This is a genomic window from Streptomyces omiyaensis (assembly GCF_014650895.1).
Classification (GTDB): Bacteria; Actinomycetota; Actinomycetes; order Streptomycetales; family Streptomycetaceae; genus Streptomyces; species Streptomyces omiyaensis.
Window position 1 is genome coordinate 386,573 of the sequence record NZ_BMVV01000004.1, and the last position, 25,825, is coordinate 412,397.

26 protein-coding genes are annotated in these 25,825 nt (G+C 73.9%); 4 read left to right on the forward strand and 22 right to left on the reverse strand.

Features of this window, described 5'->3' with window-relative positions; all coding sequences use genetic code 11:
- The first annotated feature begins 98 nt into the window (after positions 1 to 98).
- Positions 99 to 1,652 (forward strand): CocE/NonD family hydrolase, encoded by a 1,554-nt coding sequence (locus tag IE287_RS09890; protein ID WP_189848547.1) that lies wholly within the window; start codon positions 99 to 101, stop codon positions 1,650 to 1,652.
- A 52-nt stretch (positions 1,653 to 1,704) separates the two neighbouring features.
- On the opposite strand, the gene IE287_RS09895 is transcribed toward IE287_RS09890, so the two are convergent.
- The 15 genes from IE287_RS09895 to IE287_RS09965 form a co-directional block, all read right to left on the reverse strand.
- Positions 1,705 to 2,571, reverse strand: coding sequence for an amino acid ABC transporter permease (locus tag IE287_RS09895; protein ID WP_189848548.1), 867 nt, complete (start codon positions 2,569 to 2,571; stop codon positions 1,705 to 1,707).
- Entirely contained in the window at positions 2,568 to 3,212 is a 645-nt protein-coding gene (locus tag IE287_RS09900; protein WP_189848549.1) for an amino acid ABC transporter permease, read from the reverse strand. The genes IE287_RS09895 and IE287_RS09900 overlap by 4 nt, the downstream gene beginning before the upstream one ends.
- 17 nt (positions 3,213 to 3,229) lie before the next feature.
- Positions 3,230 to 4,159 (reverse strand): glutamate ABC transporter substrate-binding protein, encoded by a 930-nt coding sequence (locus IE287_RS09905; RefSeq protein WP_189848550.1) that lies wholly within the window; start codon positions 4,157 to 4,159, stop codon positions 3,230 to 3,232.
- A gap of 14 nt (positions 4,160 to 4,173) precedes the next feature.
- Positions 4,174 to 4,917, reverse strand: a complete 744-nt coding sequence (locus IE287_RS09910) for an amino acid ABC transporter ATP-binding protein (protein ID WP_189848551.1) — start codon at positions 4,915 to 4,917, stop codon at positions 4,174 to 4,176.
- Positions 4,918 to 5,095: 178 nt separating this feature from the next.
- Positions 5,096 to 5,533: a DUF6278 family protein gene (locus IE287_RS09915; RefSeq protein WP_189848552.1), complete on the reverse strand. Its 438-nt coding sequence runs from the start codon at positions 5,531 to 5,533 to the stop codon at positions 5,096 to 5,098.
- Between the two features lie 74 nt (positions 5,534 to 5,607).
- Positions 5,608 to 6,387, reverse strand: coding sequence for an exodeoxyribonuclease III (locus IE287_RS09920; RefSeq protein ID WP_189848553.1), 780 nt, complete (start codon positions 6,385 to 6,387; stop codon positions 5,608 to 5,610).
- 45 nt (positions 6,388 to 6,432) lie between these two features.
- Positions 6,433 to 7,065, reverse strand: coding sequence for an MBL fold metallo-hydrolase (locus IE287_RS09925; protein ID WP_189848554.1), 633 nt, complete (start codon positions 7,063 to 7,065; stop codon positions 6,433 to 6,435).
- Positions 7,066 to 7,282: 217 nt separating this feature from the next.
- A complete protein-coding gene (gene pcaDC / locus IE287_RS09930; RefSeq protein ID WP_189848555.1) occupies positions 7,283 to 8,554 on the reverse strand; it encodes a bifunctional 3-oxoadipate enol-lactonase/4-carboxymuconolactone decarboxylase PcaDC in 1,272 nt (423 codons plus the stop codon).
- A 233-nt stretch (positions 8,555 to 8,787) separates the two neighbouring features.
- Positions 8,788 to 10,221 carry a DEAD/DEAH box helicase gene (locus IE287_RS09935; RefSeq protein ID WP_189848556.1) on the reverse strand — a complete coding sequence of 478 codons (1,434 nt, stop codon included), beginning with the start codon at positions 10,219 to 10,221 and terminating at the stop codon, positions 8,788 to 8,790.
- A gap of 49 nt (positions 10,222 to 10,270) precedes the next feature.
- Positions 10,271 to 11,551 (reverse strand): glutaminase A, encoded by a 1,281-nt coding sequence (gene glsA, locus IE287_RS09940; protein WP_189848557.1) that lies wholly within the window; start codon positions 11,549 to 11,551, stop codon positions 10,271 to 10,273.
- A gap of 88 nt (positions 11,552 to 11,639) precedes the next feature.
- Positions 11,640 to 12,227, reverse strand: coding sequence for a hypothetical protein (locus IE287_RS09945; RefSeq protein ID WP_189848558.1), 588 nt, complete (start codon positions 12,225 to 12,227; stop codon positions 11,640 to 11,642).
- Complete coding sequence (locus IE287_RS09950) at positions 12,224 to 13,387, reverse strand: ROK family glucokinase (protein ID WP_189848559.1); 1,164 nt, start codon at positions 13,385 to 13,387, stop codon at positions 12,224 to 12,226. Before IE287_RS09950 ends, IE287_RS09945 begins: the two co-directional genes overlap by 4 nt.
- Before the next feature lie 65 nt (positions 13,388 to 13,452).
- Positions 13,453 to 14,241 (reverse strand): ATP-binding cassette domain-containing protein, encoded by a 789-nt coding sequence (locus tag IE287_RS09955; protein WP_189848560.1) that lies wholly within the window; start codon positions 14,239 to 14,241, stop codon positions 13,453 to 13,455.
- A complete protein-coding gene (locus tag IE287_RS09960; RefSeq protein ID WP_189848561.1) occupies positions 14,238 to 15,299 on the reverse strand; it encodes an ABC transporter permease in 1,062 nt (353 codons plus the stop codon). Before IE287_RS09960 ends, IE287_RS09955 begins: the two co-directional genes overlap by 4 nt.
- Positions 15,296 to 16,315: a sugar ABC transporter substrate-binding protein gene (locus IE287_RS09965; protein ID WP_189848562.1), complete on the reverse strand. Its 1,020-nt coding sequence runs from the start codon at positions 16,313 to 16,315 to the stop codon at positions 15,296 to 15,298. Before IE287_RS09965 ends, IE287_RS09960 begins: the two co-directional genes overlap by 4 nt.
- Before the next feature lie 160 nt (positions 16,316 to 16,475).
- Here IE287_RS09965 and IE287_RS09970 point away from each other — a divergent pair, with 160 nt between their 5' ends.
- Positions 16,476 to 17,474: a Gfo/Idh/MocA family protein gene (locus IE287_RS09970; protein ID WP_189848563.1), complete on the forward strand. Its 999-nt coding sequence runs from the start codon at positions 16,476 to 16,478 to the stop codon at positions 17,472 to 17,474.
- A gap of 15 nt (positions 17,475 to 17,489) precedes the next feature.
- Here the strand turns inward: IE287_RS09970 and IE287_RS09975 are convergent, their stop codons facing one another.
- Genes IE287_RS09975 through IE287_RS09985 form a run of 3 tightly spaced genes read right to left on the reverse strand, consistent with a single transcriptional unit; the run spans position 17,490 to position 19,823 of the window.
- Positions 17,490 to 17,906 carry a PaaI family thioesterase gene (locus tag IE287_RS09975; RefSeq protein ID WP_189848564.1) on the reverse strand — a complete coding sequence of 139 codons (417 nt, stop codon included), beginning with the start codon at positions 17,904 to 17,906 and terminating at the stop codon, positions 17,490 to 17,492.
- Between the two features lie 10 nt (positions 17,907 to 17,916).
- A complete protein-coding gene (locus IE287_RS09980) occupies positions 17,917 to 18,612 on the reverse strand; it encodes a response regulator (RefSeq protein ID WP_189848565.1) in 696 nt (231 codons plus the stop codon).
- Positions 18,609 to 19,823, reverse strand: a complete 1,215-nt coding sequence (locus IE287_RS09985) for a sensor histidine kinase (RefSeq protein WP_189848566.1) — start codon at positions 19,821 to 19,823, stop codon at positions 18,609 to 18,611. Before IE287_RS09985 ends, IE287_RS09980 begins: the two co-directional genes overlap by 4 nt.
- Before the next feature lie 144 nt (positions 19,824 to 19,967).
- Between IE287_RS09985 and IE287_RS09990 the strand changes: the two genes are divergently transcribed.
- Positions 19,968 to 20,198, forward strand: a complete 231-nt coding sequence (locus tag IE287_RS09990; protein ID WP_189848567.1) for a hypothetical protein — start codon at positions 19,968 to 19,970, stop codon at positions 20,196 to 20,198.
- A 36-nt stretch (positions 20,199 to 20,234) separates the two neighbouring features.
- On the opposite strand, the gene IE287_RS09995 is transcribed toward IE287_RS09990, so the two are convergent.
- Both IE287_RS09995 and IE287_RS10000 read right to left on the reverse strand, forming a co-directional pair.
- Positions 20,235 to 21,170: a DMT family transporter gene (locus IE287_RS09995; protein WP_189848568.1), complete on the reverse strand. Its 936-nt coding sequence runs from the start codon at positions 21,168 to 21,170 to the stop codon at positions 20,235 to 20,237.
- A 104-nt stretch (positions 21,171 to 21,274) separates the two neighbouring features.
- Positions 21,275 to 21,886 carry a dihydrofolate reductase family protein gene (locus IE287_RS10000; protein WP_189848569.1) on the reverse strand — a complete coding sequence of 204 codons (612 nt, stop codon included), beginning with the start codon at positions 21,884 to 21,886 and terminating at the stop codon, positions 21,275 to 21,277.
- Positions 21,887 to 22,086: 200 nt separating this feature from the next.
- On the opposite strand from IE287_RS10000, the gene IE287_RS10005 reads away from it, so the two are divergent.
- The gene (locus IE287_RS10005; protein WP_189848570.1) at positions 22,087 to 22,827 is read left to right on the forward strand and encodes an SDR family NAD(P)-dependent oxidoreductase; all 741 of its coding nucleotides are present in this window, start codon (positions 22,087 to 22,089) and stop codon (positions 22,825 to 22,827) included.
- Between the two features lie 348 nt (positions 22,828 to 23,175).
- Here the strand turns inward: IE287_RS10005 and alc are convergent, their stop codons facing one another.
- Entirely contained in the window at positions 23,176 to 24,291 is a 1,116-nt protein-coding gene (gene alc / locus IE287_RS10010) for an allantoicase (protein WP_189848571.1), read from the reverse strand.
- 3 nt (positions 24,292 to 24,294) lie between these two features.
- Entirely contained in the window at positions 24,295 to 25,632 is a 1,338-nt protein-coding gene (allB, locus tag IE287_RS10015; protein WP_189848572.1) for an allantoinase AllB, read from the reverse strand.
- Between the last annotated feature and the right edge of the window lie 193 nt (positions 25,633 to 25,825).

Consider the following 25,825-nt stretch of genomic DNA (forward strand, 5'->3'; position numbering starts at 1 on the left):
CGTAACTTACCGACCGGTTACCACGGGTAGCACGCCGCGGTTACCGTCGGGCCACTTCACTGCCCCCCCATCAGTGACCCCCCATCGAGGAGTGGCCCGTGCGCACATCCCTGGCCCTCGCCGTCTCCGCCGCCCTGGTGGCCGGGACGGCCCTGACCGTGGCCCCCGCCGCCCAGGCCGGCACGAGCGGCACGTCGATCCGCTTCGTGGACATCGCCGGCGACGGCGGCACCGTCCTCAAGGCCAACGTCGTCACGCCCGCCGGCGCCGACGCCTCCGCCCGCTACCCCGTGATCGTGCTGCCCACCAGCTGGGCCATGCCCCAGATCGAGTACCTGGCGCAGGCCCAGAAGCTCGCCGACTCCGGCTACGTCGTGGTGAGTTACAACTCGCGCGGCTTCTGGCAGTCCGGCGGGGAGATCGAGACCGCGGGACCGAAGGACGTCGCCGACGCGTCGAAGGTGATCGACTGGACGCTCGCGAACACCCCGGCCGATCCCGCCAAGGTCGGTATGGCCGGGGTGAGTTACGGCGCCGGGATCAGCCTGCTCGCCGCCGCCCACGACCCCCGGGTCAAGGCCGTCGCCGCACTGAGCGGCTGGGCCGACCTCATCGAGTCCATCTACAGCGGGCGCACCCAGCACCTCCAGGCCGCCGCCCTGCTCGGCGGAGCCGGGTACCTCACCGGACGCCCGGGACCCGAACTGGAGAAGATCCTGGGCGACTTCCTCTCCTCGAACCTCGACCAGGAGGACGAGATGATCGCCTGGGGCCGGCAGCGGTCGGCCGGCACGTACCTGGACCGGATCAACGCCAACGGCACCGCCGTCATGCTCGGCAACGCCTGGGGCGACACCATCTTCCCGCCCAACCAGTACGCGAGCTTCTACGAGAAGCTGAAGGGCCCCAAGCGGCTGGAGTTCCGCCCCGGCGACCACGCCACCGCCGAGGCCACCGGCATCCTCGGCCTGCCCAACGACACCTGGACCAGCGCCCACCGCTGGTTCGACCACCACCTCAAGGGCGCCGACAACGGCATCGACCGCGAGCAGCCCGTCCGGCTCAAGCCGCGCTCGGACGGCGGCTACGAGGGGTACGCCGACTGGAAGGCCGTCAACGCGCACCGCGAACGGCTCGCCCTGAACGACTCCGAGCACGTGTGGGCCAACGTGGACTCCGGGGCCAACGGCGGGATCGTGCTCCTCAGCAACCTCCTCGACCAGCTGGCGCAGACCCCGCCGGCCGTCTCCGTCCCGCTGCTCCCCCGCTCCTTCGCGGCGGTCTGGCAGTCCGGGCGGTACGACTCCGGCGCGGCGGTGCGCGGCACCCCGGTGCTGCACACCACGATCACGCCGACCAGGTCCAGCGGCACCTTCGTCGCGTACCTGTACGACGTGGGCCCGCTCGGGGTCGGGAAGCTGGTGAGCAACGCCCCGTACACCTTCCACGACAAGGCGCCGGGGAAGCCGTTCGGGGTGGACCTGGAGCTCTTCTCCACGGCCTACGACGTCCCGGCCGGACACCGGCTGGCGCTCGTCGTCGACACCGTCGACCCGCTCTACATCGAGCACAACCCGGCCGGCGCGCAGCTGACCTTCTCCTCCCCCGCGTCCGATCCCTCGTACCTGTCGGTTCCGATGCGGGAGGAGTGATCACGGCTGCTGCCGGGCCGGTTTCAGGCCCCTTCCGGGGCCCGTACGGGGGTCACTCGCGGCCCGGCAGCGTGGTCACCGGTGCGGCGGGAGCGACGTCCACCCCCTTGGTGCGGGGGTCGCGGCGCTCCCGGCGCGCGACCCAGGTCGCGCACCAGGAGAGCAGCATGCACATGCCGATGTAGATCGGCGAGATCACCAGGACGACCGGGATGAACGGCAGGTCGTAGTCGAGGTTGGAGGCGATCAGCTTGCCCGCCTGGAGGAACTCCTCGTAGGTGATGAGGTAGCCCAGCGAGGTGTCCTTCAGCGCCACCACCAGCTGGCTGATGATGGCCGGCAGCATCGCCCGGACCGCCTGCGGGACCAGGACCCAGGTCATCACCTGGGTCTTGCGCATGCCCAGGGCGTACGCGGCCTCCCCCTGCCCGCGCGGCACGGCGTGCACGCCGGTGCGGAAGACCTCGGCGAGCACCGAGCCGTTGTAGAGGGTGAGGCCGGCGACGAGTGCGGGCAGCGGCTGCACCTTGAGCGCCACGAAGATGAAGAAGATCATCACGAGCACCGGCATGGCGCGGAAGAACTCCACGAACAGCGTGGCGATCCAGCGCACCGGCCGGTGGTCGGAGAGCCGCCCGGTGGCGAGGACCGCGCCGAGCGCCAGGGAGAACACGGCGGCGAGCGCGAACGCCTTGAGGGTGTTGCCGAGCCCTTCGAGGAGCAGCTCCTGGATGCCCTCGTAGAGGAAGGGGCGCCACTTCACGGCGGTGAACTGGTCGGTGTCGAAGAGGAGGTAGAGGATCCAGGCGGCGATGCCGAGGATCACCGCGGTGGACACCAGGCCGTAGAGGAGGTGGCGGCGGCGGGCCCGCGGACCGGGGATGTCGTAGAGGGCGCCGGCCTGCGGCGTGCGGCTCACCGGGTCACCCCCCAGCGCTTCTCCATGACGTTGAAGACGGCGCTGATGGCGAGGGTGATGATCAGGTAGCCGACGGCGATCCAGACGAAGGTCCAGACGATGTTGTAGCCGAGTTCGCTCAAGGTCTTGTAGGTGCCCAGGAGTTCGGTGACGCTGAAGGCGCCGGCGATGGCGGAGTTCTTGGCGAGGGCGATCAGGGTGGAGCCGATCGGCGGGATCACCGAGCGGAAGGCCTGCGGGAGGACGACCGCGCCGAGGGTCTGGGTGAAGCTCATCCCGAGGCTGCGGGCCGCCTCGCCCTGCCCGACCGGGACGGTGTTGATGCCGGAGCGCAGCGCCTCGCAGATGAAGGCGGAGGTGTAGCAGCCCAGCGCGAGGACCGCGAACAGCTCGAAGGGCAGGACCAGTCCGAAGCGGGGCAGACCCAGCATGACCGCGAAGAAGAGCAGGGTGAGCGGGGTGTTGCGCAGGATGGTGACCCAGACCGTGCCGAAGACCCGGAAGGAGCCGACGGGCGCGACCCGGAAGGCCGCCATGACGAAGCCCAGGACGAGGGCGAGCGCCGAGGCGTAGACGGTGAGTTCGAGGGTGCCGAGGAAACCCTCGCCGTAGAGCGAGAAGTTCTCTGTCAGTACGTCCATGTCAGCGGTGGGGGTCCTCAGGTGGCCGGGTAGCGGTCGATGGGCGGCGGCGTCGGGGCGGGGACCCCGGAGAGGCCGAGGGTCGCGTCGTACGCCTTCTTCCAGTCGCCGTTCTTCTCGTGCGCGGCGATGGCGTCGTCGAGGGCGAAGCGGAGCGCGGTGTCGTCGCGCGGCACGCCGATCCCGTACGGCTCCTTCGAGAACGGCTTCCCGGCGAGCTCGAGTTCGTCGGGGGCCTTGGCGGCGTAGCCCATGAGGATGGTGTCGTCGGTGGTGACGGCGTCGACCTGGTAGGTGAGGAGGTTGTCGACGCAGATCGAGTACGTGTCGTAGGCGACGAGGTCGGCCTTCGGGTAGTCCTGCCGGATGCGCTGGTAGGGGGTGGATCCCGCGGCCGAGCAGACGCGCTTGCCGTCGAGGTCCTGCGGTCCGTGGATGTCGTCCTCGTCGGTGCGGACGAGGAGCGACTGGCCGGCCTCGTAGTACGGGCCCGCGAAGCCGACGAGCTCCTTGCGCTTGTCGTTGATGGTGTAGGTGCCGACGTAGTAGTCGATCTGCCCGTTCTGCAGGGCGGTCTCGCGGTTGGCCGAGGCGATGGTGCGGAACTCGACGCCGCCGGCCGGGTCGAAGCCGAGGGAGGCGGCCATCATCTTGGCGATCTCGATGTCGAAGCCGGAGTAGCGGCCGGTGGCGGGGTCCTTCTCGCCGAGGTACGGCTGGTCCTCCTTGGCGCCGACGACCAGCCGGCCGCGCTTCCTGGCGCGGTTCCAGGTGGACGAGTCGGGGAGGCGGAAGCCGGACTCGACGCGGTAGGAGGGGAGCCGGTCGGGCTGCGGGCCCTTGACGGGCGGGCTGCCGGGCCGGCCGCAGCCGGCGAGCAGGGAGCCCGCGGCGGTGAGCAGCAGGGCGAGGGCGAGGGCGCCCGGACATCGGTGCGTGCGCTGCATGGTTCCCACCCCGGTCAGTGCGAGAGGATCTTGGAGAGGAAGTCCTTGGCGCGTTCGCTGCGCGGGGCGGTGAAGAACTCCTCGGGGGCGCGGTCCTCCAGGATGCGGCCGTCGGCCATGAAGACGACCCGGTTGGCGGCGGAGCGGGCGAAGCCCATCTCGTGGGTGACGACGACCATGGTCATGCCCTCCCGGGCGAGCTGCTGCATGACCTCCAGGACCTCGTTGATCATCTCGGGGTCGAGGGCCGAGGTCGGCTCGTCGAAGAGCATCACCTTCGGGTCCATGGCGAGGGCGCGGGCGATGGCGACGCGCTGCTGCTGCCCGCCGGAGAGCTGGGCCGGGTACTTCTCGGCGTGGGCGGCGAGGCCGACCCGGTCGAGGAGTTCGCGCGACCGCCGGTCGGCCTCCTCCCGCTTCCGCCCGCGGACCTTGACCGGGGCGAGGGAGACGTTGGCGAGGACGGTCTTGTGGGCGAAGAGGTTGAAGGACTGGAAGACCATGCCGACCTCGGCACGGAGCCGGGCGAGGTCCTTGCCCTCCTCCGGGAGGGGGCGGCCGTCGATGCGGATCTCGCCGGACTCGATGGTCTCCAGCCGGTTCACGGCGCGGCAGAGCGTGGACTTGCCGGAACCCGAGGGGCCGATGACGACGACGACCTCGCCGCGCCCGACGGTGAGGTCGATCGACTGGAGGACGTGGAGCGTGCCGTAGTGCTTGTTCACGCCACGCAGTTCGATCAGCGGATCGACGGTCATGCGCTGCCCTGCCCCATTTCTCAGCGGTGTGCCGGTGCGCCGTGCCGACGCGGCACGTCGAGACAGCGCAAACTATCCGCCGGGAAAAGGGACTTCACACCCGACACGCCTGAAAAGGAACAAGACGGGATGAGTCGTATTTACGGCAGACGGGTGGGCCGGGCACCCGCCGGGCGGGTCAGGCCTCGGCGGCCTCGGCGTACAGCCGGGAGAGCTCGGGCGCCCCGGTCATCGCCCATTCGAGGCCGTACTCGACGACCGGGATCTCGCGGCCGGACTCCAGCACGACGACCGGGCCGCCGTTCGGCCACAGCTGCCAGCGGGCGCCCGGGACGTTCCGCACGATGACGGTGCCGAGGTACAGCCCCGCGTCGTTGCCGAACCAGGGCAGCTCCTCGGCGTCGTCGCGCCAGCGCGGCGGGAGCTGGTCGAGCTCCTCCAGCGAGCGCGGGGTGTCGTCGAGCGCGACGCCCGCCGCCTCGACCCGGGCGCGGAGCAGCTCGCACTCGGCGAGCAGCTCCGCCACGCCCTCGGGATCGCGGTCGAAGGCGTCGGCGAGCGGCGAGGGGTCCGGTTCACGCCGCTTGCGCCAGTGACCGAGGAACGGAATGTTCATCGGAACAGCGTCGCACCGTCACCCGCCGGTCCACCACCCGGCACGCGGTGATCGCCGGCGGCGGTCCGGCGCGGTCAGAGATCGAGGTCGACGACGACGGGGGCGTGGTCCGAGGCTCCCTTGCCCTTGCGCTCCTCGCGGTCCACGTAGCTGTCCTTCACGGCCCCGGCGAAGGACTCGTTGCCGTAGACCAGGTCGATGCGCATGCCCTTGTTCTTGGGGAAGGCGAGCTGGCGGTAGTCCCAGTACGTGTACGGGTGGTCGTACTTGAGGGGGCGCGGGACGACGTCGGCGAGGCCGGTCTCGCGCAGGCCCGCGAGCGCCGCCCGCTCGGGCGCGGTGACGTGGGTGGCGCCCTCGAAGAGCGAGACGTCCCAGACGTCGGCGTCGGCCGGGGCGATGTTGTAGTCGCCGAGGACGGCGAAGGGGCGCTCGCCCGCGGCGTCCTCGCCGACGGCCGCCTTCAGCGCCTCCAGCCAGCGCAGCTTGTACGCGTAGTGCTCGTGGGCGATCTCCCGGCCGTTCGGCACGTAGACCGACCAGAGGCGGACCGGGCCGCAGGTGGCGGAGACCGCCCGGGGCTCCTGGACGCCGTCGTACTCGGGGCCGCCGGGCAGGCCGGTGACGACGTCCTCGAGGCCGACGCGGGAGAGGAGGGCGACCCCGTTCCACCTCCCGGTGGCGTTGACCGCCGACTCGTAGCCCAGCTCGCGCAGCGCCTCGGCGGGGAACTGCTCGGCGCTGCACTTGGTCTCCTGGATGCACAGCACGTCGGTGCCGCTGCTCTCCAGCCAGGCCAGCAGCCGGGGCAGCCGGGCGGTGATCGAATTGACGTTCCAGGTGGCGATGCGCATGGCGCACAGCCTACTGGCGGGCACCGACAGCGGCCCGGAGGCCGCTCACAGCTCGGCGGAGGCGCCGGGCGCGAGCCGCGCGTGGTCGGCGCCGCCGAGCTCCCCGATCTGCCGGTCGTAGATCGGCCGGGCCAGGTCGGTGAGGAGGGCGTCGTGGATGTCGTACGCCCGGCGCGGCTTCACCTCGCGGACGTAGTCGATCACCTCGGAGATCTTGTTCCAGGGGGCCATCACCGGCAGCAGCAGCGTGTCGACCGGGCGGCCGGGGACGGTGAGGGCGTCGCCGGGGTGGAAGACGGCGCCGTCGACGAGGAAGCCGACGTTGGTGACGCGCGGGATGTCCGGGTGGATCACGGCGTGCAGCTCGCCGTGGACCTCTACGTCGAAGCCGGCGGCGGTGAAGGAGTCGCCGTGCCCGACGGTGTGCACCCGGCCGGGGAAGGCGGCGGCGAGCTGCCCGGCGACGCTGCGCAGGGTCCAGATCTCGGCCGCCGGGTTGGCTTCGAGGGCGGCCCGCAGCCGCGCCCCGTCGAAGTGGTCGGGGTGTTCGTGGGTGACGAGGAGGGCGTCGGCGCCGAGCACCGCGTCCTCCTCCGTGAACACCCCGGGATCGAGGACGAGCGTCCGCCCGTCCTTCTCCAGCCGGACGCAGGCGTGGGACTTCTTCGTCAGCTTCACGGCCTCACCCTACGCCGGGCGTGCGGGCCCGGCCCGGACGCGGCCGGCGGTGCCGGGCCGTCCCTTCCCGATCGTGCCGGTCGGGCCCGCGTCGTCCGGTGCCCTGCGGCGCGGGGCGGAGGGCACGCCCTCGTACCGGGCGCGCCCGGGTGTCCCGACGGGGCGGCGGGGTGCGCTGCCGGGCGGCGCGGACCCGGCAGGATCCGCAAGGGCCGGCCTAGGCCGGGGGCGTGGTCTCCTCCGTGATGACCCGGCCGACCGTGCCGAGGGCGGTCTCGGCGGCCGGGAGACCGCAGTAGACGGCGGTGTGCAGCACGATCTCGCGGATCTCGGCGGGCGAGAGTCCGTTGCGGAGCGCGGCGCGGGTGTGGTCGGCGAGCGCCTCCCGGTGCCCGCCGGCGACGAGCGCCGTCAGGGTGACGACGCTGCGGGTGCGCCGGTCGAGCCCCTCCCGGGCCCAGACCTCGCCCCAGGCGTAGCGGGTGACGAGCTCCTGGAAGTCGGTGGCGTCCGCGTCGGCGAGCGCCCGGTCGACGTGCGCGTCGCCGAGGATCTCGCGGCGCAGCCCGAGCCCCTTCTCGTACGGGTCGGGGCGGGTCTCCGGCGCCTCCCCGGCGTCCTCGGGGGCGGCCGGGGCGGGGGCGGGATCGGTGGGCGCCGGGGCGGCCACGGGGACGGGCGGGGGCACGGCCAGGGTGCCGCTGGTGTCGTGGCCGGTCGCCGAGAAGTGCTCCAGGAGCAGGTCGGTGACGGCGGCCGGCTGCTCGACGGGCGCGAGGTGGGAGGCGCCCGGCACGACGGCCAGCTTGGCGTCGGCGATGCCGGCGACCAGGGTGCGGGCCTCGGCGGGCCCGGTGACCCGGTCCTCGGAGCCGACCAGGACCAGCGCGGGCACGCCGATGCTGCCGAGGGCGGCGCGGACGTCGAAGACCGCGAGGGCCTCGCAGGCGGCGACGTAGCAGGCGGCGTCGGTGGTCCGCACCATCTGCACGGCCCAGTCGACGATGGCGGGCTGGTTGGCGGCGAAGTGCGGGGTGAACCACTGCTCGGGAGCGGTGCGGGCCATCGGCTCCAGGCCGTTGGTGCGGACCACCACCCCGCGCTGGCGGAACTCGTCGGCGGTGCCGAAGCGCGGCGCGGTGGCGACCAGGGCCAGCGAGGCCACCCGGTGCGGGGCGCGCAGGGCGAGGTCGAGGCCGACGGCGCCGCCGAGGGAGCAGCCGGCGTAGCCGAAGCGCTGGACGCCGAGGGCGTCGAGGGTGGCGAGGAGGCGGTCGCCGAGCTCCGCGACGGAGGTGAAGGGCTGGGCGGGGGCGCCGCCGTGGCCGGGCAGGTCGAAGCGGACCACCCGCCGGTCCCGGGTCAGCTCCGGGATCTGGCGGTCCCACATGTGGAAGGTGGTGCCCAACGAGGGGCCCAGGACCAGGACGGGAGCGTCCTCGGGCCCGTCGACTCGGTATTGCAGGGTGTTCGTCGGTGTCTCGCTCACTCGCCCGACCCTCTCATCTCCGCGGATCCCGCGTGGCGCCGGGGCGGAATTCACGCACGGAGAAGACCCCGCCGGGCCACCGGCGGGACGACGGGACGGCGCCGGGCCGGTGCGGACACCGGCCCGGGCGGGTACGGACGCCCGGCCGGGACGGGTACGGACGCCGGACCGGACACGGACGCCCGGCCGGATACGGAGGGGCGGTCCCGGGCGGGCTCGGGGCGCCCGGGCGGTCAGTGGCCCCTGCGGACGCGGGCGGCCTTGCGGGCCTCGGCGAGCTTCCGCTCCTCGGCCGAGCGGCGGGACTCGTTCTTCGCGCGCCCGGGCTTGCCGGGGACGGTGCCCATGCCGCGGAACTGCGCGCCGCCGCGCCGGGGGCGCTCGGCGCTGGGCGCGCTGCCGTCGACGGGGACGCCGGACGGGGCCCTGGCGCCGGTGATCCGGCTGAGCTCGGCCTCGCCGGAGCGGACCTGGGTGACCCGCGGCCTGAGCCCGGCGTCGCCCATCAGACGGAGGACCTCCTTGCGCTGGTCGGGCAGGACGAGCGTGACGACGCTGCCCGAGCCGCCGGCGCGGGCGGTGCGCCCGCCGCGGTGCAGGTAGTCCTTGTGGTCGGCCGGCGGGTCGACGTTCACGACGAGGTCGACGTCGTCGACGTGGATGCCGCGCGCGGCGACGTTGGTGGCCACGAGGACGGTCACCTCGCCGCGGCGGAACTTCTCCAGGGTCCGGGTCCGCAGCGGCTGGGACTTGTCGCCGTGCAGGGCGGCGGCCCGGACGCCGCTGCCCAGCAGGTGGGCGGTGAAGCGGTCGACGGACGCCTTGGTGGCCAGGAACATGATCACGCGCCCGTCGCGGGCGGCGATCTCGGTGGCGGTGGCGTACTTGTCGGCGCCGTGCACCTGGAGGACGTGGTGCTCCATGGTGTCGACCGAGGCGGTCACGGCGTCGACGGAGTGGACGACCGGGTCGTGGAGGTAGCGCCCGACCAGGAGGTCGACGTTCCGGTCGAGGGTGGCGGAGAACAGCATCCGCTGGCCGTCCTCGCGCACCAGGTCGAGGAGGGCGGTGACCTGGTCGGTGAAGCCCAGGTCGGCCATCTGGTCGGCCTCGTCGAGGACGGTGATCCCGACCCGGTCGAGACGGACGTCCTTGCGCTCGACGAGGTCCACGAGGCGCCCGGGGGTCGCGATCACGACCTCGGCGCCGTCGCGCAGCGCCGTGGCCTGGCGGCCGATCGACATGCCGCCGACCACGGTGGCCAGCCGCAGCCCCAGCGCCCCGGCGTAGGGCGCGAGCACGTCGGCGACCTGCTGGGCCAGCTCGCGGGTGGGCACGAGGACGAGGGCCCGCGGCTTGCGGGCCTCGGCGCGCAGTCCGGCGGTGCGGGCGAGGAGCGGCAGTCCGAAGGCGAGCGTCTTGCCGGACCCGGTCCTGCCCCGTCCCAGCACGTCGCGCCCGGCGAGGGCGTTCGGCAGGGTGGCGGCCTGGATCGGGAAGGGGGTGACGACCCCGTGCGCGGTGAGCAGTTCCCGTACCGCGGAGGGCAGCCCGAGCTCGTCGAAGGAGGCGACGGGCGGCAGGGCCGGGGTTCCGCCGGCCGGCCGCGCGAGGTCGTCCGCGGCGGCGGGGCGGGGGCTGTGGTCCGGGCGGGGTGAACTGTTCATGGGTTCCATTGTGGGTCACCGCCGCCCGGCTCCCCGCCCGCCGGCCCGGTCAGCGGCGGCGGCACCAGGCGAGGGCCTCCTCGCGGGTGCGGAACGCCTCCCAGGTGCGGGGGCGGTCCCCGCCGGCCTCCACGAAGGCCTCCTGGGCGGCGACGGCGGCCCGGTGGCCGCGCGCGACGAGGTCGTCCAGGATCGCGGCCATGCCGGCCGCCGGGCCGGGCAGCACCTCGGTGACCGCCGTCAGGTCCAGGACCAGGCCGCCCGGGGCGGCCGGCGTGACCTCCCGCACGGCGTGCACGAGCGCCTCGAACTCGGTGAACTCCAGGATCCCCTGGGCGGTGACCAGGCCGATGTCCTCGCCGTCGCACGTCAGGCGCTCGGCGCCGGTGACGGTCGCCGCGCGCAGCCCCGGGCTGTGCATGATGTGGAGGCCGAAGCGCTCCGCCATGGCGCGCAGGGCCGCCACCCCGCGGACCGAGTTGCCGGAGGCGTCCAGCGGCGGGCTGTGGACGGCGACGCCGAAGCGGGCCGGGCCCGCGGCGATGAGTCCGCCGGAGACCCCGCTCTTGGCGGGCAGGCCGACGTCGAGCATCCACCGGCCCGCGCCGTCGTACATGCCGCAGGTGGCCATCACCGCCAGGGTGCGGACGGCGTCGGGCTCGGAGACGACCCGGACGCCGGTGACCGGGTTGCGTCCGCCGTCGGCGAGGGTCGCGGCCATCACCGCGAGGTCGGCGGTGGTGACGCGGACCGCGCACTGGCGGAAGTACGTGTCGACGGTCTCCTCGGGGTCGGCGCGCAGCGAACCGGCCGACCGCATGAGGTAGGCGAGGGCGCGGTTGCGGTCTCCGGTCGCCGCCTCGCTGGCGTACACCGCCTCGTCGACGTCGAGCTCCCGGCCGGCGAACGCCGACAGGCGGGCGAGGATGCGCCGGAAGCGGTCGTCGGCGCCGTCGGCCCGGACGAGCGCGGTGGTGGCGATCGCGCCGGCGTTGACCATCGGGTTGGCGGGCCGGCCGGTGCCGGGCTCCAGGCTGATGGCGTTGAAGGCGTCGCCGCTCGGCTCGACGCCGACGCGGCGCAGCACCTCGTCCACGCCGTGGTCGCTCAGCGCGAGGGCGTAGACGAAGGGCTTGGAGACGGACTGGAGGGTGAAGGGGGTGTCCGCCCGCCCCGTCCGGTAGGTGCGGCCGGCCATGCTGACCAGCGCGATGCCGAAGTCGTCCGGGTCGGCCCCCGCGAGCTCGGGGATGTAGTCGGCGACCTCGCCGTCGCGCAGGCCGGCCAGGCGTCGGTGCACCTCGTCCAGCGAGTCCGTCACCGGATCCATCGCATCGGCCTCCGTCCGGTGGCGCGGGCCGCCCGGAAGGGGGCCGGGGTCCAGCGTGCCCCGCGCGGGGGCGGTCCGCACCCCGGGCTCAGGGACTGGTGGTGGAGACCGCGAAGACGCGCGGGAAGGCCGGGTCCGTGAGGTCGACGGCGAGGTCGGTGCGCGGGCGCGGCTCCTCGCGGGTGACGGTGGTGCCCGACCAGGTCAGGCCGTCGGGGAAGGTCCAGCCGACGATGTCCGCGTCCCGGTCGGAGACGGCGATCAGGCCCGGGGTGAGCGCGGACCGGCTGGTGCCCGACTCGGCGAGGAAGGCGTCCAGTCCGGTCGCGGTGGTGGTGAACTGCACGTACAGCCGGCTGGTCTTCCAGTTGCTGGTCTCGTAGTAGGCCACGCCGGAGGCGCCCGACGGGACGGGGACCTCGAAGACCCGGCGCTTCATCAGCGAGGGCCAGTTGTCCTGGAGGCCGACGACGGAGGACTCGCGCTCCTTGTCGATGCCGCTGTCCCGGCTCTGGCCCGCGGAGATCACCAGATAGCCGGCGGGGATGCCGACGAGCAGGACGATGATGACCGCCGTCAGCCAGCGGCGGCGGATCATCCGTCCCCGGTCCTCGGGCATCCGCTGCCCGGGCACGCGCTCCTCGGGCGGACGGGCGGGCGGGTGGTGCACGGTCATGCCCCGGGGTCCTCGGTGGTGCGGGAGGCGCGCCCGTGGGTCCCGGCGCGGAAGGCCTGCGCGTAGCGCTCGTACCGCTCGTAGCGCTCCACCCGGCGCCGGTTGGCGCGGCGGAAGCGGCGGGCGACGAGCCGGGCCAGGTCGGCGGCGCCGACCATGCCGGCCTCGGGGCCGAGCTGGGCGCGGGTGATCCGGGCCTCGGGGCGGTAGCCGCGGCCGGTGAGGTGGCGGCGGAAGGCGTCCCGGGCCGGACCGATGAGGAGGTCGTCGGCGGCCGAGACGCCGCCGCCGATGACGAAGCAGGAGGGGTCGAGGGCGGCGGCCAGGTTGGCGATGCCGACGCCGAGCCACTGGCCGATGTCCTGGAGCAGCTCGACGCACATGGCGTCGCCCTCGCGGGCGAGCTCGGTGATGAGCGGGCCGCTGATCTCGGGGACGTTGCCCTTCACCCGCTCGATGATCCCGTACGCCACCGGGGAGTCGGCGGCGGCCAGCTCGCGGGCCTCGCGGACCAGGGCGTTGCCGGAGCTGTACTGCTCCCAGCAGCCGCGGTTGCCGCAGGGGCAGCGGTGGCCGCCGGGCACGACCTGCATGTGCCCGAACTCGCCGGCGACGCCGTACTTGCCCCGCTTGACCCTGCCGTCCTCCAGGATGGCGCCGCCGATCCCCGTACCGAGCGTGATCATGACGAGGTGGTCCTCGCCGCGTCCGGCGCCGAAGCGCCACTCGGCCCAGGCGGCGGTGTTGGCGTCGTTGTCCACCATGACGGGGACGGCCAGCCGGTCCTGGAGGGCGTCCCGGAGGGGCTCGTTGCGCCAGGCGAGGTGGGGGGCGAAGAGGACGCGGGCCCGGTCGGCGTCGACCCAGCCGGCCGCGCCGATGCCGACGGCGTGCACGTCATGCCGGTCGGAGAGGTCCAGGACCAGCTCGACGATGGTGTCCTCGACGACCTTGGGGCTCTTGGACTTGTCCGGGGTCTCGGTGCGGATCTTCTCCAGGATGGTGCCGTCGGCGTCGACGACGCCCGCCATCACCTTGGTCCCGCCGATGTCGATGCCCACCGTCGGCACCCGGGGCGCCGACAGGTGGGAGCGGCGCTCGCGGGTCCCGACGGTCCGCAGGACACCGCTCCGGGCGGCGGGGTCACGGTAGGTGCTCATCGGCTCGATTCTGCCAGGAGTGGGGTCGGGTCCGCGTGATGAAGCGGGCGGCGCGGCCCGCCGCGTCAGGGCCCGGCGGGCCGTTCCAGCTCGTGGCGGAGGTCGTCGAGCTCGCTGCCGCCCGCCATCTGGCGGGTCAACTCGTCGAGCGTCACCGACCCCTTGGTGTGGCTCGCGGCCATCGTGCCGCGCTTGAGCAGCACGAACCGGTCGCCGACGAGGTAGGCGTGGTGGGGGTTGTGGGTGATGAGGACCACGCCCAGGCCCTGGTCGCGGGCGGCGGCGACGTACTTGAGGACCACGCCGGACTGCTTGACGCCGAGGGCGGCGGTCGGCTCGTCGAGGACGAGGACCTTGGCGCCGAAGTGGACCGCGCGGGCGATGGCCACGCACTGGCGTTCGCCGCCGGAGAGGGTGCCGATGGGCTGGTCGACGTCGCGCAGGTCGATGCCCATGCGGAGCAGCGCCTCGCGGGTGGTGGTCCGCATCCGCTCGGCGTCGAGCCGCCTGAGCGGGCCCCTGCCCTTCGTCGGCTCGGAGCCGAGGAAGAAGTTCCGCCAGACCGGCATCAGGGGGACGACGGCGAGGTCCTGGTAGACGGTGGCGATGCCCCGGTCGAGGGCGTCGCGCGGGTTGGCGAGCACGACCTCCTCGCCCTCGACGCGGAAGGTGCCGGCGTCGTGCCGGTGGAGGCCGGCGACGATCTTGATGAGGGTGGACTTGCCGGCGCCGTTGTCGCCGAGGACGCAGGTGATCTCGCCGGCCCGGACCTCCAGGGAGACGCCTTCGAGGGCGCGGATGTTCCCGTAGTACTTGCTGACGCCGGTCAGCTCCACCAGGGGGGTCGCGGTCACTTGGTGGCCTCCACGCGCTTGCGGATCCAGGCGTTCAGGAGCGTCGCGAGCAGCAGCATCGCGCCCAGGAAGAACTTGAACCAGTCGGGGTTCCACTCGGCGTAGACGATGCCCTTGCTGGTCATGCCGAAGATGAGGGCGCCGACGGCGGAGCCGATGGCCGAGCCGTACCCGCCGGTGATCAGGCAGCCGCCGATGACGGCCGCGATGATGTAGATCAGCTCGTTGCCGACGCCCTCGCCGGACTGGACGACGTCGAAGGAGAAGAGCAGGTGCTGGCCGGCGATCCAGGCGCAGAGGGCGACGCCCACGTAGAGCCCGATCTTGGTGCGGTGGACCGGGACGCCGACCGCGCGGGCCGCGTCGGCGCCGCCGCCGACGGCGAAGATCCAGTTGCCGAAGCGGGTGCGGAGCAGGATCCAGGTGGCCACCGCGACCAGGCCGAGCCACCACAGGATGGTGACCTTCAGCTCCACGCCCCCGACGGTCAGGGTCGAGGCGAAGACGGAGTGGGCGGAGGGGAAGCCCTCCATGTCGGCGATCGACCGGGTGGAGACGGTGCCGGTGATCAGCTTGGTGAGCCCGAGGTTGAGGCCGGTCAGCATGAGGAAGGTGCCGAGCGTGATGATGAAGCTGGGCAGCTTCGTCCGGGTCAGCATGAGGCCGTTGAAGGCGCCGATGGCGAGGGTGACCAGGAGCGAGACGCCGACGCCGACCCAGACGTTGGCGGTCATCTGGTAGCTGAACATCGAGGACACCAGCGCGGAGCTGGTGACCAGGACGCCGGCGGAGAGGTCGAACTCGCCGCCGATCATCAGCAGGGCGACCGGGACGGCCATGATGCCGAGGGTGGAGGCCGCGTAGAGGACGGTGCCGAGGCTCGCGGGCCGCAGGAAGCTGTCGGCGGCCACCGCGAAGAAGGCGAAGACGGCGAGCGCGCCGACGACCGAGCCCAGCTCGGGGCGGGCGAGGAGCTTCTTCAGCGGGGTGGTCCGCAGGAGCCGTTCGTCGACGTGGTCGACGCCGTCGCCCCCCGCGGGGGGTGCGGTGGCGCTCATCGGGTCCCCCGCTCCGCGTACTTCTTCAGCTCCGCGGCCTGGTCCTCGGTGACGATCTGCGGTCCGGTGAGGACGGGCTCGCCGCCGCCGAGCACGTTGGCGTTGGAGCGGTAGAGCCAGAGCAGGTCGACGGCCTCGTACCCCTGGAGGTAGGGCTGCTGGTCGACGGCGAAGCCGAGGGTGCCGGCCTCCAGGGCGGCGGCGACCTTGGCGTTGAGGTCGAAGGTGTCGATCTCGGCGGTGCTGCCGGCGCTCTTGGCGGCCTGGACGGCGGCGTCGGCGAAGGGGGCGCCGAGGGTGACGACGGCGTCGACGTCCTCGTCGGACTGGAGCTTGGCCTCGATGGACGCCTTCACGTCGGGCATGTTGGTGCCGTCGACGTAGAGGTCGACCAGTTCGCCGTCGAAGGTCTCCTTGGCGCCGGCGCAGCGCTGCTCGTGCCCCACGTTGCCCTGCTCGTGCAGGACGCAGAGCGCCTTCTTCCTCCCGCGCTTGGTCAGCTCCTCGCCGACGGCCCGGCCGGCGACGGCCTCGTCCTGGCCGATGTGGGCGAGGGCGCCGAAGGCCTCGGACTGCTCGGCGCCGGAGTTCACCGTGATCACCGGGATGCCGGCCTTCACGGCCTTCTCCACGGCGGCCTTCATGGCGTCGGGCTTGGCGAGGGTGACGATGAGCCCGTCGACGCCCTTGGCGACGTACGAGTCGATCAGCTGCGCCTGCTGCTGGGACTCGTCGCTGTGGGCGTAGAGGAAGTTGACGTTGTCCTTGGCGGCGGCCTGCTCGGCGCCGTTCTGGACGATGTCCCAGAAGGTGTCGCCGTCGCCCGAGTGGGTCACCATCGCGAAGGTCCAGCGGGGGGTGTCCACGGCCGCCCGGCCCTGGGCCGCGGCCGCCTTGCGGGCGTCCTCCGCCCGCTTTCCGCCCGTGCTGCTGCACCCGGCGAGCGCTCCCGTGAGCGCGAGTGCGAGCACGGCGCCGATCGCGGCGCGTACCCCTCCTGTCCGAAGCCTGGTCACGAGGCCGTGCCCTCCTTTGTGTCCTTCTGCGTGCATTGCAGTATCGGTCATGGGGGTCGTGCCGCTCGCCAGGGGGCCTACCCCTCTCCGGCGGGACCTACGTACGGACCAGCGGCGGGACCTCCTTGACACCGCCGGACGGCGCCCCCACGGTGGGCCCATGCGCATCGGAGTGATCGGCACGGGCCGGATCGGGAGCTTTCACGCGGCGGCGCTCGCCCGGCATCCGGAGGTCGGGGCGCTGGTGGTCGCCGACGCCGACCCGGCGCGGGCGGCCGCGGTCGCGGGGACGGTGGGTGCCGAGGCCGCGCCGGACGTGGCGGCACTGCTGGGGCGGGGGCTCGACGCGGTGGTGATCGCCTCGGCGACGGCCGCGCACGCGGAGCTGATCGCCCGGGCCGCGCGGGCGGGACTGCCGGCCTTCTGCGAGAAGCCGATCGCGCTGGACGTGCCGGGCACGCTGACGGCCCTGGCGGCGGTGGCGGAGGCGGGCACCGAGCTCCAGCTGGGCTTCATGCGCCGCTTCGACGCCGGCTACCGGGCGGCCAGGGAGGCGGTCCGCGCGGGGCGGCTGGGGAGGCTGCACACGGTACGGACGGCGACCTCGGACCCGGAGCCGCCGCCCGCCGCGTACCTGCCGCTCTCCGGCGGGCTCTTCCGGGACTGCGTGGTGCACGACGTCGACATCGTGCGGTGGGTGACCGGCCGGGAGGTCGTGGAGGTGTACGCGCGGGGCTCGGACGCGGGCGGGGCGCTGTTCCGCGAGGCCGGTGACGTGGACACGGCCGCCGCGCTGCTCACGCTGGACGACGGCACCCTGGTGACGGCGACGGCGACCCGCTGCAACGGCGCCGGCTACGACGTGCGGATGGAGCTGGCGGGCGACCGCGACCAGCTGGCGGTGGGCCTGGACGAGCGCACCCCGCTGACCTCGCTGGAGCCGCACTCCCCCGCGCCGCCGCCCAAGCCGTGGCCCGGTTTCCTGGAGCGCTTCGCCCCCGCGTACGAGGCGGAGCTGGACGCCTTCGTCCGGCTGGTGCGCGGCGAGGCCCCCAACCCCTGCGACGGGCGCGAGGCCCTGGCGGCCCTGCGGGTCGCGGAGGCGTGCGAGCGGTCCCGGCGCGAGCACCGGCCGGTCCGGGTGGAGGAGATCGTCTAGGGAGCGTCCCGTCGGTCAGCCGACGGCGCGGACGGTGCCCTGGGCGAGGGCGCAGAGGGTCTCGCCGCCCTCCTCGTCGAGGGTGAGGAGTTCGCAGCGGACGACGGCCTGGCGGCGGCTCGCGTGGAGCACCTCGGCGCGGGCGCGGAGGGTGACGCCGACGGCGGGGCGGACGTAGTCGATCGAGAAGCCGGCGGTGAGGACGGCCGCGCCCAGGACGCTGCCGGCGGCGAAGGTGATCGCGTTGTCGGCGGCGTAGGAGAGGACCCCGCCGTGCACGAAGCCGTTCTGCTGGCGCAGGTCCTCGCGGATCGGCAGCTCCAGGGTGGCGCCGCCGTCGCCGAAGGCGCGGACGTCGGCGCCGACGAGGCGGCTGAACGGCTGGGCGAGCAGGATGTCGCGGGCCAGGGCGAGGGCGGTGGGCTCGGTCACCCGCGTCACCCTACTCGCCGGTACGGTCGTGCGGGAGGCCGTCCTCCCGGTCGAGGAGCCCGGCGTCGTGGACGAGCAGGGCGATCTGGACCCGGTTGTTGAGTCCGAGCTTGGCGAGCAGCCGGGAGACGTACGTCTTCACCGTCGGCACGCTCATGTAGAGGCGCTCGGCGATCTCGGCGTTGGAGGCGCCGCGGCCGACGGCGACGGCCACCTCCCGCTCGCGGTCGGCCAGCCCGGCGAGGCGCTCGGCGGCGGTGTTCCGGCGGGGCCGGGCCTCGGACAGGGCGGCCACGTGGCCCATCAGCTGACGGGTGACGGCCGGGGAGAGGACGGGGTCGCCCGCGGCGACCCGCCGCACGGCGGCGACGATCTCGGCGGGCGGGGTGTCCTTGAGGACGAAGCCGGCGGCGCCGGCCCGCAGGGCGCGCAGCACCTGCTCGTCGGCGTGGAAGGTGGTCAGGACGATCACCTCGGGGGCGTCCGGGCGGCCGCGCAGCAGCTCGGTGGCGGTCAGTCCGTCGACCCTCGGCATGCGGATGTCCATGAGGACGACGTCGGGGGCGAGCCGGGCGACGAGCTCGGGGACCTCGTCGCCGTCGGAGCCCTCGCCGACGATCTCCAGCGCGGGGTCGCCGCCGAGCATCAGGGTGAGGCCCGCGCGGACCAGGGGGTCGTCGTCGACGAGGAGCAGCCGGATGGTCATGCGGGCCACGGTAGCCAGGCGGTCAGGGCGAAGCCGCCGCCGGGGGGCGCCCCGTGGTCGAGGCGTCCGCCGGCGAGCGCGGCGCGCTCGGAGAGCCCGATGAGGCCCTGGCCGGAGCCGGGGACGTGCGGGACGGGCCCGTCGGGCGCCGGGTTGCGGACCTCGACGGTGAGTCCGTCGCCGGGGGCGCCGCGCAGGGTGAGGGTGACCCGGGTGCCGGGGGCGTGCTTGCGGGCGTTGGTGAGGCCCTCCTGCGCGATGCGGTAGACGGTGCGGCCGGTGGCGGCCGGCACCGCGCCGGGGTCGTCGACGGTGCTGTCCAGGACGACCGTCATGCCCGCCTCGCGGGACTCGTCGACGAGCGCGCCGAGGGTGGCGAGGGTCGGCTGCGGCCGGTCGCCGCCGCCGCTCTCCTCCCCGGGGGCGCGGAGCACGCCGATGATCTCGCGCAGGTCCTGGAGGGCGTCGTGGGCGCTGTCGCGGATGACGCCGGCGGCGCGGGCGATCTGCTCGGGCGGGGCGTCGGGCCGGAACTCCAGGGCGCCGGCGTGCACGCTGAGCAGGGTGAGCCGGTGGGCGAGGACGTCGTGCATCTCGCGGGCGATGGCCTCGCGGGCGAGCCGCTGGGCCTGGGCGGCGCGCAGCTCGGCCTCCGCCTCGGCCCGCTCGGCGCGCTCGCGCAGCGCCTCGACGAGCTGGCGGCGGGCCCGCACGAGCATGCCCCAGGCGGTGACGAGGAGGGTGAGGGCGGTGCCGAGGACGATGCCGAGGAGGGTGCCGGTCTCGGGGTCGGGGCGGACGAAGACGGTGGCGACGGAGCCGGCGAGGGCGATCCCGAGGATCCAGGCGATCTCGCGGAAGGGCCGGCGGACGGCGACGCTGAAGAGGCCCGCGAGCATCGCCCCGGCGGCGACCGGGACGAGGGCGCCGACGACGGCGAGCGCGGCGGCGAGCCCGACGGGCCACCGGCGGCGCAGCCAGAGCGCGCAGCAGGCGAGGGCACCGACGGTCTGGTCCACCAGGTTGACGGCCTCGCTGTTGTACTCGGCGCTGGTGTCGGCGGCGACGAGCCCGAAGAGCGCGGCCAGCAGGAAGACCAGGGTGTCGACGACCCAGTCGCGCACGGTGCGGCGGGGCCGGGCGGCTCCGGACCCGCCCGGTTCGACCAGGTGGGAGGGGAGCAGCCAGCGCTGCCGGTCCGTTCGCGTCATATCCGCAATGTACGCAGCCGGGGCCCGCCGCACCGGTCCGCGGGGCCCGGCCGCGACCGAAGTCGCGCGGATCGATACTTCGGTCGCACGGCGGTGGACCGTCGGCGGACGCCGCCGTCCGGGTGGCGCGCCCAGGCTCTCCCCATGAGGAGATTTCTCGAGGTGACCGGTTTCCTGCTCAGCGTCTTCGGGGTCTGCGGGGTGGTGCGCGAGCTGACGGACGGGTGGTTCCCGTTCATGGGCGTGACGCGCCTCCTGACCGAGCGCGTGTGGTTCCCGGAGGGCCGCGAGGTCTTCGCGAACATCGTGATCGCCGCCCTCGGCCTGGTCCTGATGATCGTCTCGGAGCGGGTCGAGAAGTCCGGCGGATGCTGACGGATCCCCGGGGCCGCCGGAGCGCCGCGGCGGAGCCTAACGGGCGTCCGCTTCGGCGCTCCGGCGGCCCCAGGCGGTGCCGGCGAGGACCAGGGCCGCGCCGGCGAGGCCGAGGAGGCCGGGGCGGTCGCCGGCCAGCGCGATGCCGGCGAGGGCGGCCCACAGCGGCTCGGTGCCGAGCAGCAGGCTGACCCGGGAGGGGGAGGTGCGGCGGACGGCCCACATCTGCACGAAGAAGGCGAAGAGCGTGCAGAAGACGGAGAGGAAGGCGAGTCCGGCCCACTCGCGGGGGCCGAAGTCCAGGGCGGCGGTCCAGGGGGTGACGCCGCCGCCCGCGACGGCGAGCACGCCGAAGACGAGCACGGCGGTGCCGAGCTGGACGGTGGTCAGGGAGAGCGAGTCGGCCGACCGCACCGCCTCGATCCGGGCCATCGCGAGGACGTGCACGGTCCGGGCCACCGCCGCGAGGAGGATCAGCAGGTCGCCGAGGGAGGGGGCGGTGAAGCCCGCGCCCTGGGTGAGCAGGACGACGCCGGCGACGGAGAGCGCGGCGGCGCCGAGGAAGCCGCGCGGCGGTCCGGTCCGGGTGACGGCGGCCTCGGCGAGCGGGGTGAAGATCATGGTGAGGCTGATGATCAGGCCCGCGTTGGTGGCGGAGGTGTGGACGACGCCGTAGGTCTCCAGGAGGAAGATCCCGGCGAGGATCCCGCCGAGCAGGGCGGCTCCCCGCCACTGCGCGCCGGTCAGCGCCCGCAGTCCCTTCCGCCCGGCGGCGACGAGGACGGGCACCACCAGCGCGAAGCGCAGCACGAGGACCGCGACGACGGTCTGGCCGGTGGTGATGCCCTTGGCCGCGAGGTAGCTGCCGCCCCAGAAGACGGCGACGAGCAGCAGCGGGAGGTCGGTGAGCCAGGCGCGGCGCCGGGCGCCGAAGGGGAGGGCGGCGGGTGCCGAAGCGGACGAAGCGGCCATGTCGGTCGGAGTCTCCAACTCTGCGGGCGGGGTGGAGACTTCGGCGGCTCTCACGCGGAGCGATCACGGTACCCGCCGGTGCGCGTGGTGACTACACCCTTTTCTCAGGCGTAGCTGCCGTACGCGGGACGGCCCGCGCGCTCGTACGTATGGAGGGCCACGCCGCTGCCGGTGACGCGCGCCTCGGCGAGCCGGAAGGCGGTCGGCCTGGTCCCCTCGTCGAAGAGGCGGAAGCCGGTGCCGAGGACGACCGGGAAGAGGTGCAGGTGGAGGGTGTCGATGAGGTCGTGGGCGAGGAGGGTCCGGGCGAGTCCGCCGCTGCCGTGCATCTGGATCTCGCCGTCGAGGCTCTCCTTGAGCGCGGCGACCTCCTGGACGACGTCGCCGCGCAGCAGGGTCGTGCCGGCCCAGTCGGCGGAGTCGAGGGTGGTGGTGGCGACGTACTTGGGCAGGGCGTTGAGCTTGCTCGCCACGGGGTCGGCGGGGTCGGTCCGCTTCGGCCAGTACCCGGCGAAGATGTCGTAGGTGCGGCGGCCGAGGAGGAAGGCGGTGGGACGGGCGAAGATGCGGTCGATCTGCCGGCCGAAGTCCTCGTCGCCGAAGGGCACGGACCAGCCGCCGTGCTCGAAGCCGCCGCTGCGGTCCTCGTCGGGGCCGCCGGGTGCCTGGTAGACGCCGTCGAGGGTGAGGAACTGGGTGAGGCTGAGGGTGGCCATGACGGGCGCCTTTCGGTCGGTCGCGGTCGGTGGGGACGTCCTGCCCCCATCCGTATCGACCGGGGCCGGCGCCGCAACTCATCGGTGCGCGGCGAACGCGGTGTCCGATCGCCGCCAGCGCCGCTCCCCCGCCCCGAGTTTCCTTGAATCCGCAACCACTTGAGCGGTCCGCGCTCGGGGTGACGAGGAGGCGGGAAGAGATGTCCACGATGAACGGGACGGCGGTACTGGTGACGGGCGGCAGCCGGGGCATCGGCGCGGCGACGGCGGTCCGGCTCGCCCGGGAGGGCGCCGACGTGGCCTTCACCTACGTACGGGACGAGGCGGCGGCGAAGGAGGTGGCGGCCCGCGTCGAGGCGGCCGGCCGGCGGGCCCTGGCGCTGCGCGCCGACGCGGCCGACCCCGGCGACGCGGCGGGCGCGGTGCACCGGGCGGCGGACGGCCTGGGGAGGCTCGACGTCCTGGTCAACAACGTGGGCATCGGCGTCCTCGGCCCCCTGGGCGAGCTGACCCTCGCGGACGTGGACCGGGTGCTCGCGGTGAACGTCCGGGCCGCCTTCCTCGCCTCGCAGGCGGCGGCGGAGCGGCTGCCGGACGGCGGCAGGATCGTCACGATCGGCACCTGCATGACGCAGCGGGTGCCGGGCCCCGGCGGGACGCTGTACGCGCTGAGCAAGTCCGCCCTGGTGGGCCTGAACAGGGCGCTGGCGCGGGAGCTGGGCGGGCGCGGCATCACGGCGAACATCGTCCACCCCGGCCCGGTGGACACGGACCTCAACCCGGCGGACGGACCGTACGCGGCGGGCCAGACGGCACTGACGGCGCTGGGCCGCTTCGGCACCCCCGACGAGGTGGCGGCGGCCGTCGCCTACCTGGCGGGCCCGGAAGGCCGCTACGTGACGGGCGCCGAGCTCTCGGTGGACGGCGGACACGCGGCGTGACGCGGGACGCCCTCGCGGGCGGGGCGGAGCCGGGCGGGCCCCGGGGGGCCGTACGCGACCGGGCGGCGCCTGGAGGCCGCACGCGACCGGGCGAGGCCCGAGGACCGCACGCGGCCGTGCGGGACCCGGGGGCCGTGCGGCGCGGGACCGGCGGGTGAGCCGAAGGGGCGCGCCGCGTGAGCCCGGCGCGAAGCGCCCCGGAGGCGGACGGGGCCGGAAAAAAGAGGGGCGCACCGGTGCTGTCGGTCCGGTGCGCCCTCGCGGGCCGGGCGGGGTGTCGTGCCCGCCTGGCCCGCCGGGGGCCGGTCGGTGTCGGCCGGCGGGCCCCCGGAGTCGTACGGGCTCGGGTCAGCCGCCCAGTTCCTGGTGGCGGGCGGTGAGCCGGGCCGCGCCCGCTTCGGTCAGGGAGCCGAAGAGGCGGAGGCGGGAGATGCCGCCGTCCGGGTAGATGTCGATCCGGACGCGGGAGCCGACCGCCGGCGCGTCGAGCACGAAGCGGTGGTTGGTGTCGGGCTGGAGCCGGGTCCGGGGCAGGATCTCGGTCCACTCCTCGGAGCCCTCGGCGGCGACGGAGAGCGCGGCCCAGCCGGCGCTGTTGCCCTTGAGGTAGGCGGTGTCGATCTCGACGGCGCGGATCGCGGACTCGGCGACGAGGGAGTAGCGGATCCAGTCGTTGCCCTTGTCGCGGCGGCGGCGGGTCTCCCAGCCGTCGTCCATCTTGCGGGAGCGGCCGGGCTGGATGGTGTTGGTGGCCGGCGAGTAGAAGCGGTCGGAGGCGTCCTCGACCTGGCCGCCGTTCTCCAGGGCGGCGAGGTCGAAGGTGCCGAGGACGCCCAGCCACGCCGGGTCGGGGGCGACCTCGCCGTGGACCCGGAGGCGGGCGATGCCGCCGTCCGGGTGCTGGTTGACGCGGAGGTGGGTGAAGCGCTGCTCGGCGTCGACGGCGAAGCCGTTGGCCGCGTGGCCGCCGACGGCGGTGCGCGGGACGAGGGTCGTCCACTTCACGTCGTCGGCGAGGAGCTCCTCGGGCGACGGCGAGCCGGGTACGGAGGCGGCCTCGACGGAGACGGCCTGCGGGTAGTTGCCGCGGAAGTGGGCGGTGTCGACGACGATGCCGCGGATGACGCCGGGGGCGCCGAGCCGGACGAGGGCCCAGTCGTGGTCCTCGGCGGTCGGGTGCGGCTCGGCGGCGGAGGCGCCGCGGCGGCGGCGGGTCTCCCAGCCGTCCATGATCTTGCCCTTGTGACCGAAGTGCTCGGGGTCGAACTCGGCGGCCTCGGGCTTGAGCAGGTTCTCGCGCTCGGCGAAGAACTCGTCGTTGGCGGCGATGACGCCGGCGCCGAGGCGGCGGTCGGCCAGGTCCGCGTACTGGGTGAAGGGGAACTCGGCCGTGCGGTAGTCGGCGTACGGGTCGCCGCCGCCGTAGGGGCTGGCGTCGCCGGTGAAGGAGGGTATGCCGGTCACGGGTCAGTTGTTCCTTTCGAGGAGGCGGCCGGAGGGCTCGGCCAGGGTGCCGCGGTCGTTGATCTTCTCGCCGCGCAGCCAGGTGGAGGTGACCACGCCGTGGAGGGTCTTGCCCGCGTAGGCGGTGATGCGGTTGCGGTGCTGGAGGTCGGCCGGGTCGACGGTGAAGGTGGCGTCGGGGTCGACGACGGCGAAGTCGGCGTCGCGTCCGGTCTCGATGGCGCCCTTGCGGTCGAGGCCGGCGAGGCGGGCGGGACCCTCGGACATCCAGCGGACCACGTCGGTGAGGTCGAAGCCGCGGCGGCGGGCCTCGGTCCAGATGGCGGGGAGGCCGAGCTGGAGGGAGGAGATGCCGCCCCAGGCGGAGGAGAAGTCGGGGGTCTTCAGGTCCGCGGTCGAGGGCGAGTGGTCGGAGACGATGCAGTCGATCACGCCGTCGGCCAGGCCCTGCCAGAGCGCGTCCTGGTTGACGGCCTCGCGGATCGGCGGGCAGCACTTGAACTCGGTGGCCCCGTCGGGGACCTCCTCGGCGGTGAGGGTGAGGAAGTGCGGACACGACTCCACCGTCACCTTGACGCCCTCGGCCTTCGCCGCGGCGATCAGCGGCAGCGCGTCCGAGGAGGACAGGTGCAGGACGTGGACGCGGGCGTCGAGCCGGCGGGCCTGGTCGATCAGGTTCCCGATCGCGGTGTTCTCCGCGTCCCGGGGCCGCGAGGCGAGGAAGTCGGCGTACTGGGAGGACGACTTCTGCGGGGCGGCCGCGAGGTGGTGGGGGTCCTCGGCGTGGACGATCATCAGTCCGTCGAACCCGGCGATCTCCGCGAGCGAGCGGGCCAGCTGCTCCTGGTCCAGCTCCGGGAACTCCTCGACGCCCGACGGCGACAGGAAGCACTTGAAGCCGTAGACGCCGGCGTCGTGCAGCGGGCGGAGGTCCTTGACGTTGTCCGGCAGCGCGCCGCCCCAGAAGCCGACGTCCACGTGTGCCTTCGCGCGCGCGACCTCCTGCTTGGTGCGCAGGTTGTCCACGGTCGTGGTGGGCGGGAGCGAGTTGAGCGGCATGTCGACGATGGTGGTGATGCCACCGGCCGCCGCCGCCCGCGTCGCGGTCCAGAAGCCCTCCCACTCGGTGCGGCCCGGGTCGTTCACGTGCACGTGGGAGTCGACGAGTCCCGGAAGGACGACGTCGTCGCCGACGTCCTCCAGCACCGCCCCGGCCGGCACCTCGGCGTCGTGGGCCCACACCCCCGCGATCGTCCCGCCCGAGACGGCGATGGCCGCCGGCCGCGTGCCCTCCGGCGTGATGACCCGTGTCGAGCGCAGTACCAGGTCGATGTCCACCATGCCCCTTCCCGTTCCGCCTCCAGGAAGCGGAATTTCAACGAACTGTTGAAGGAGTCTGCGGCCGGGACGGGATGCCGTCAAGGGCGTCCCCCGTCCGCCGCGACGTGACCTAGCCTACCTAGACGTTTCCACAAAGTGGAATGTGAATTTCGTACAGTAGAAGGTAGCTCCGCACAGACGGGGCGGACCCGAC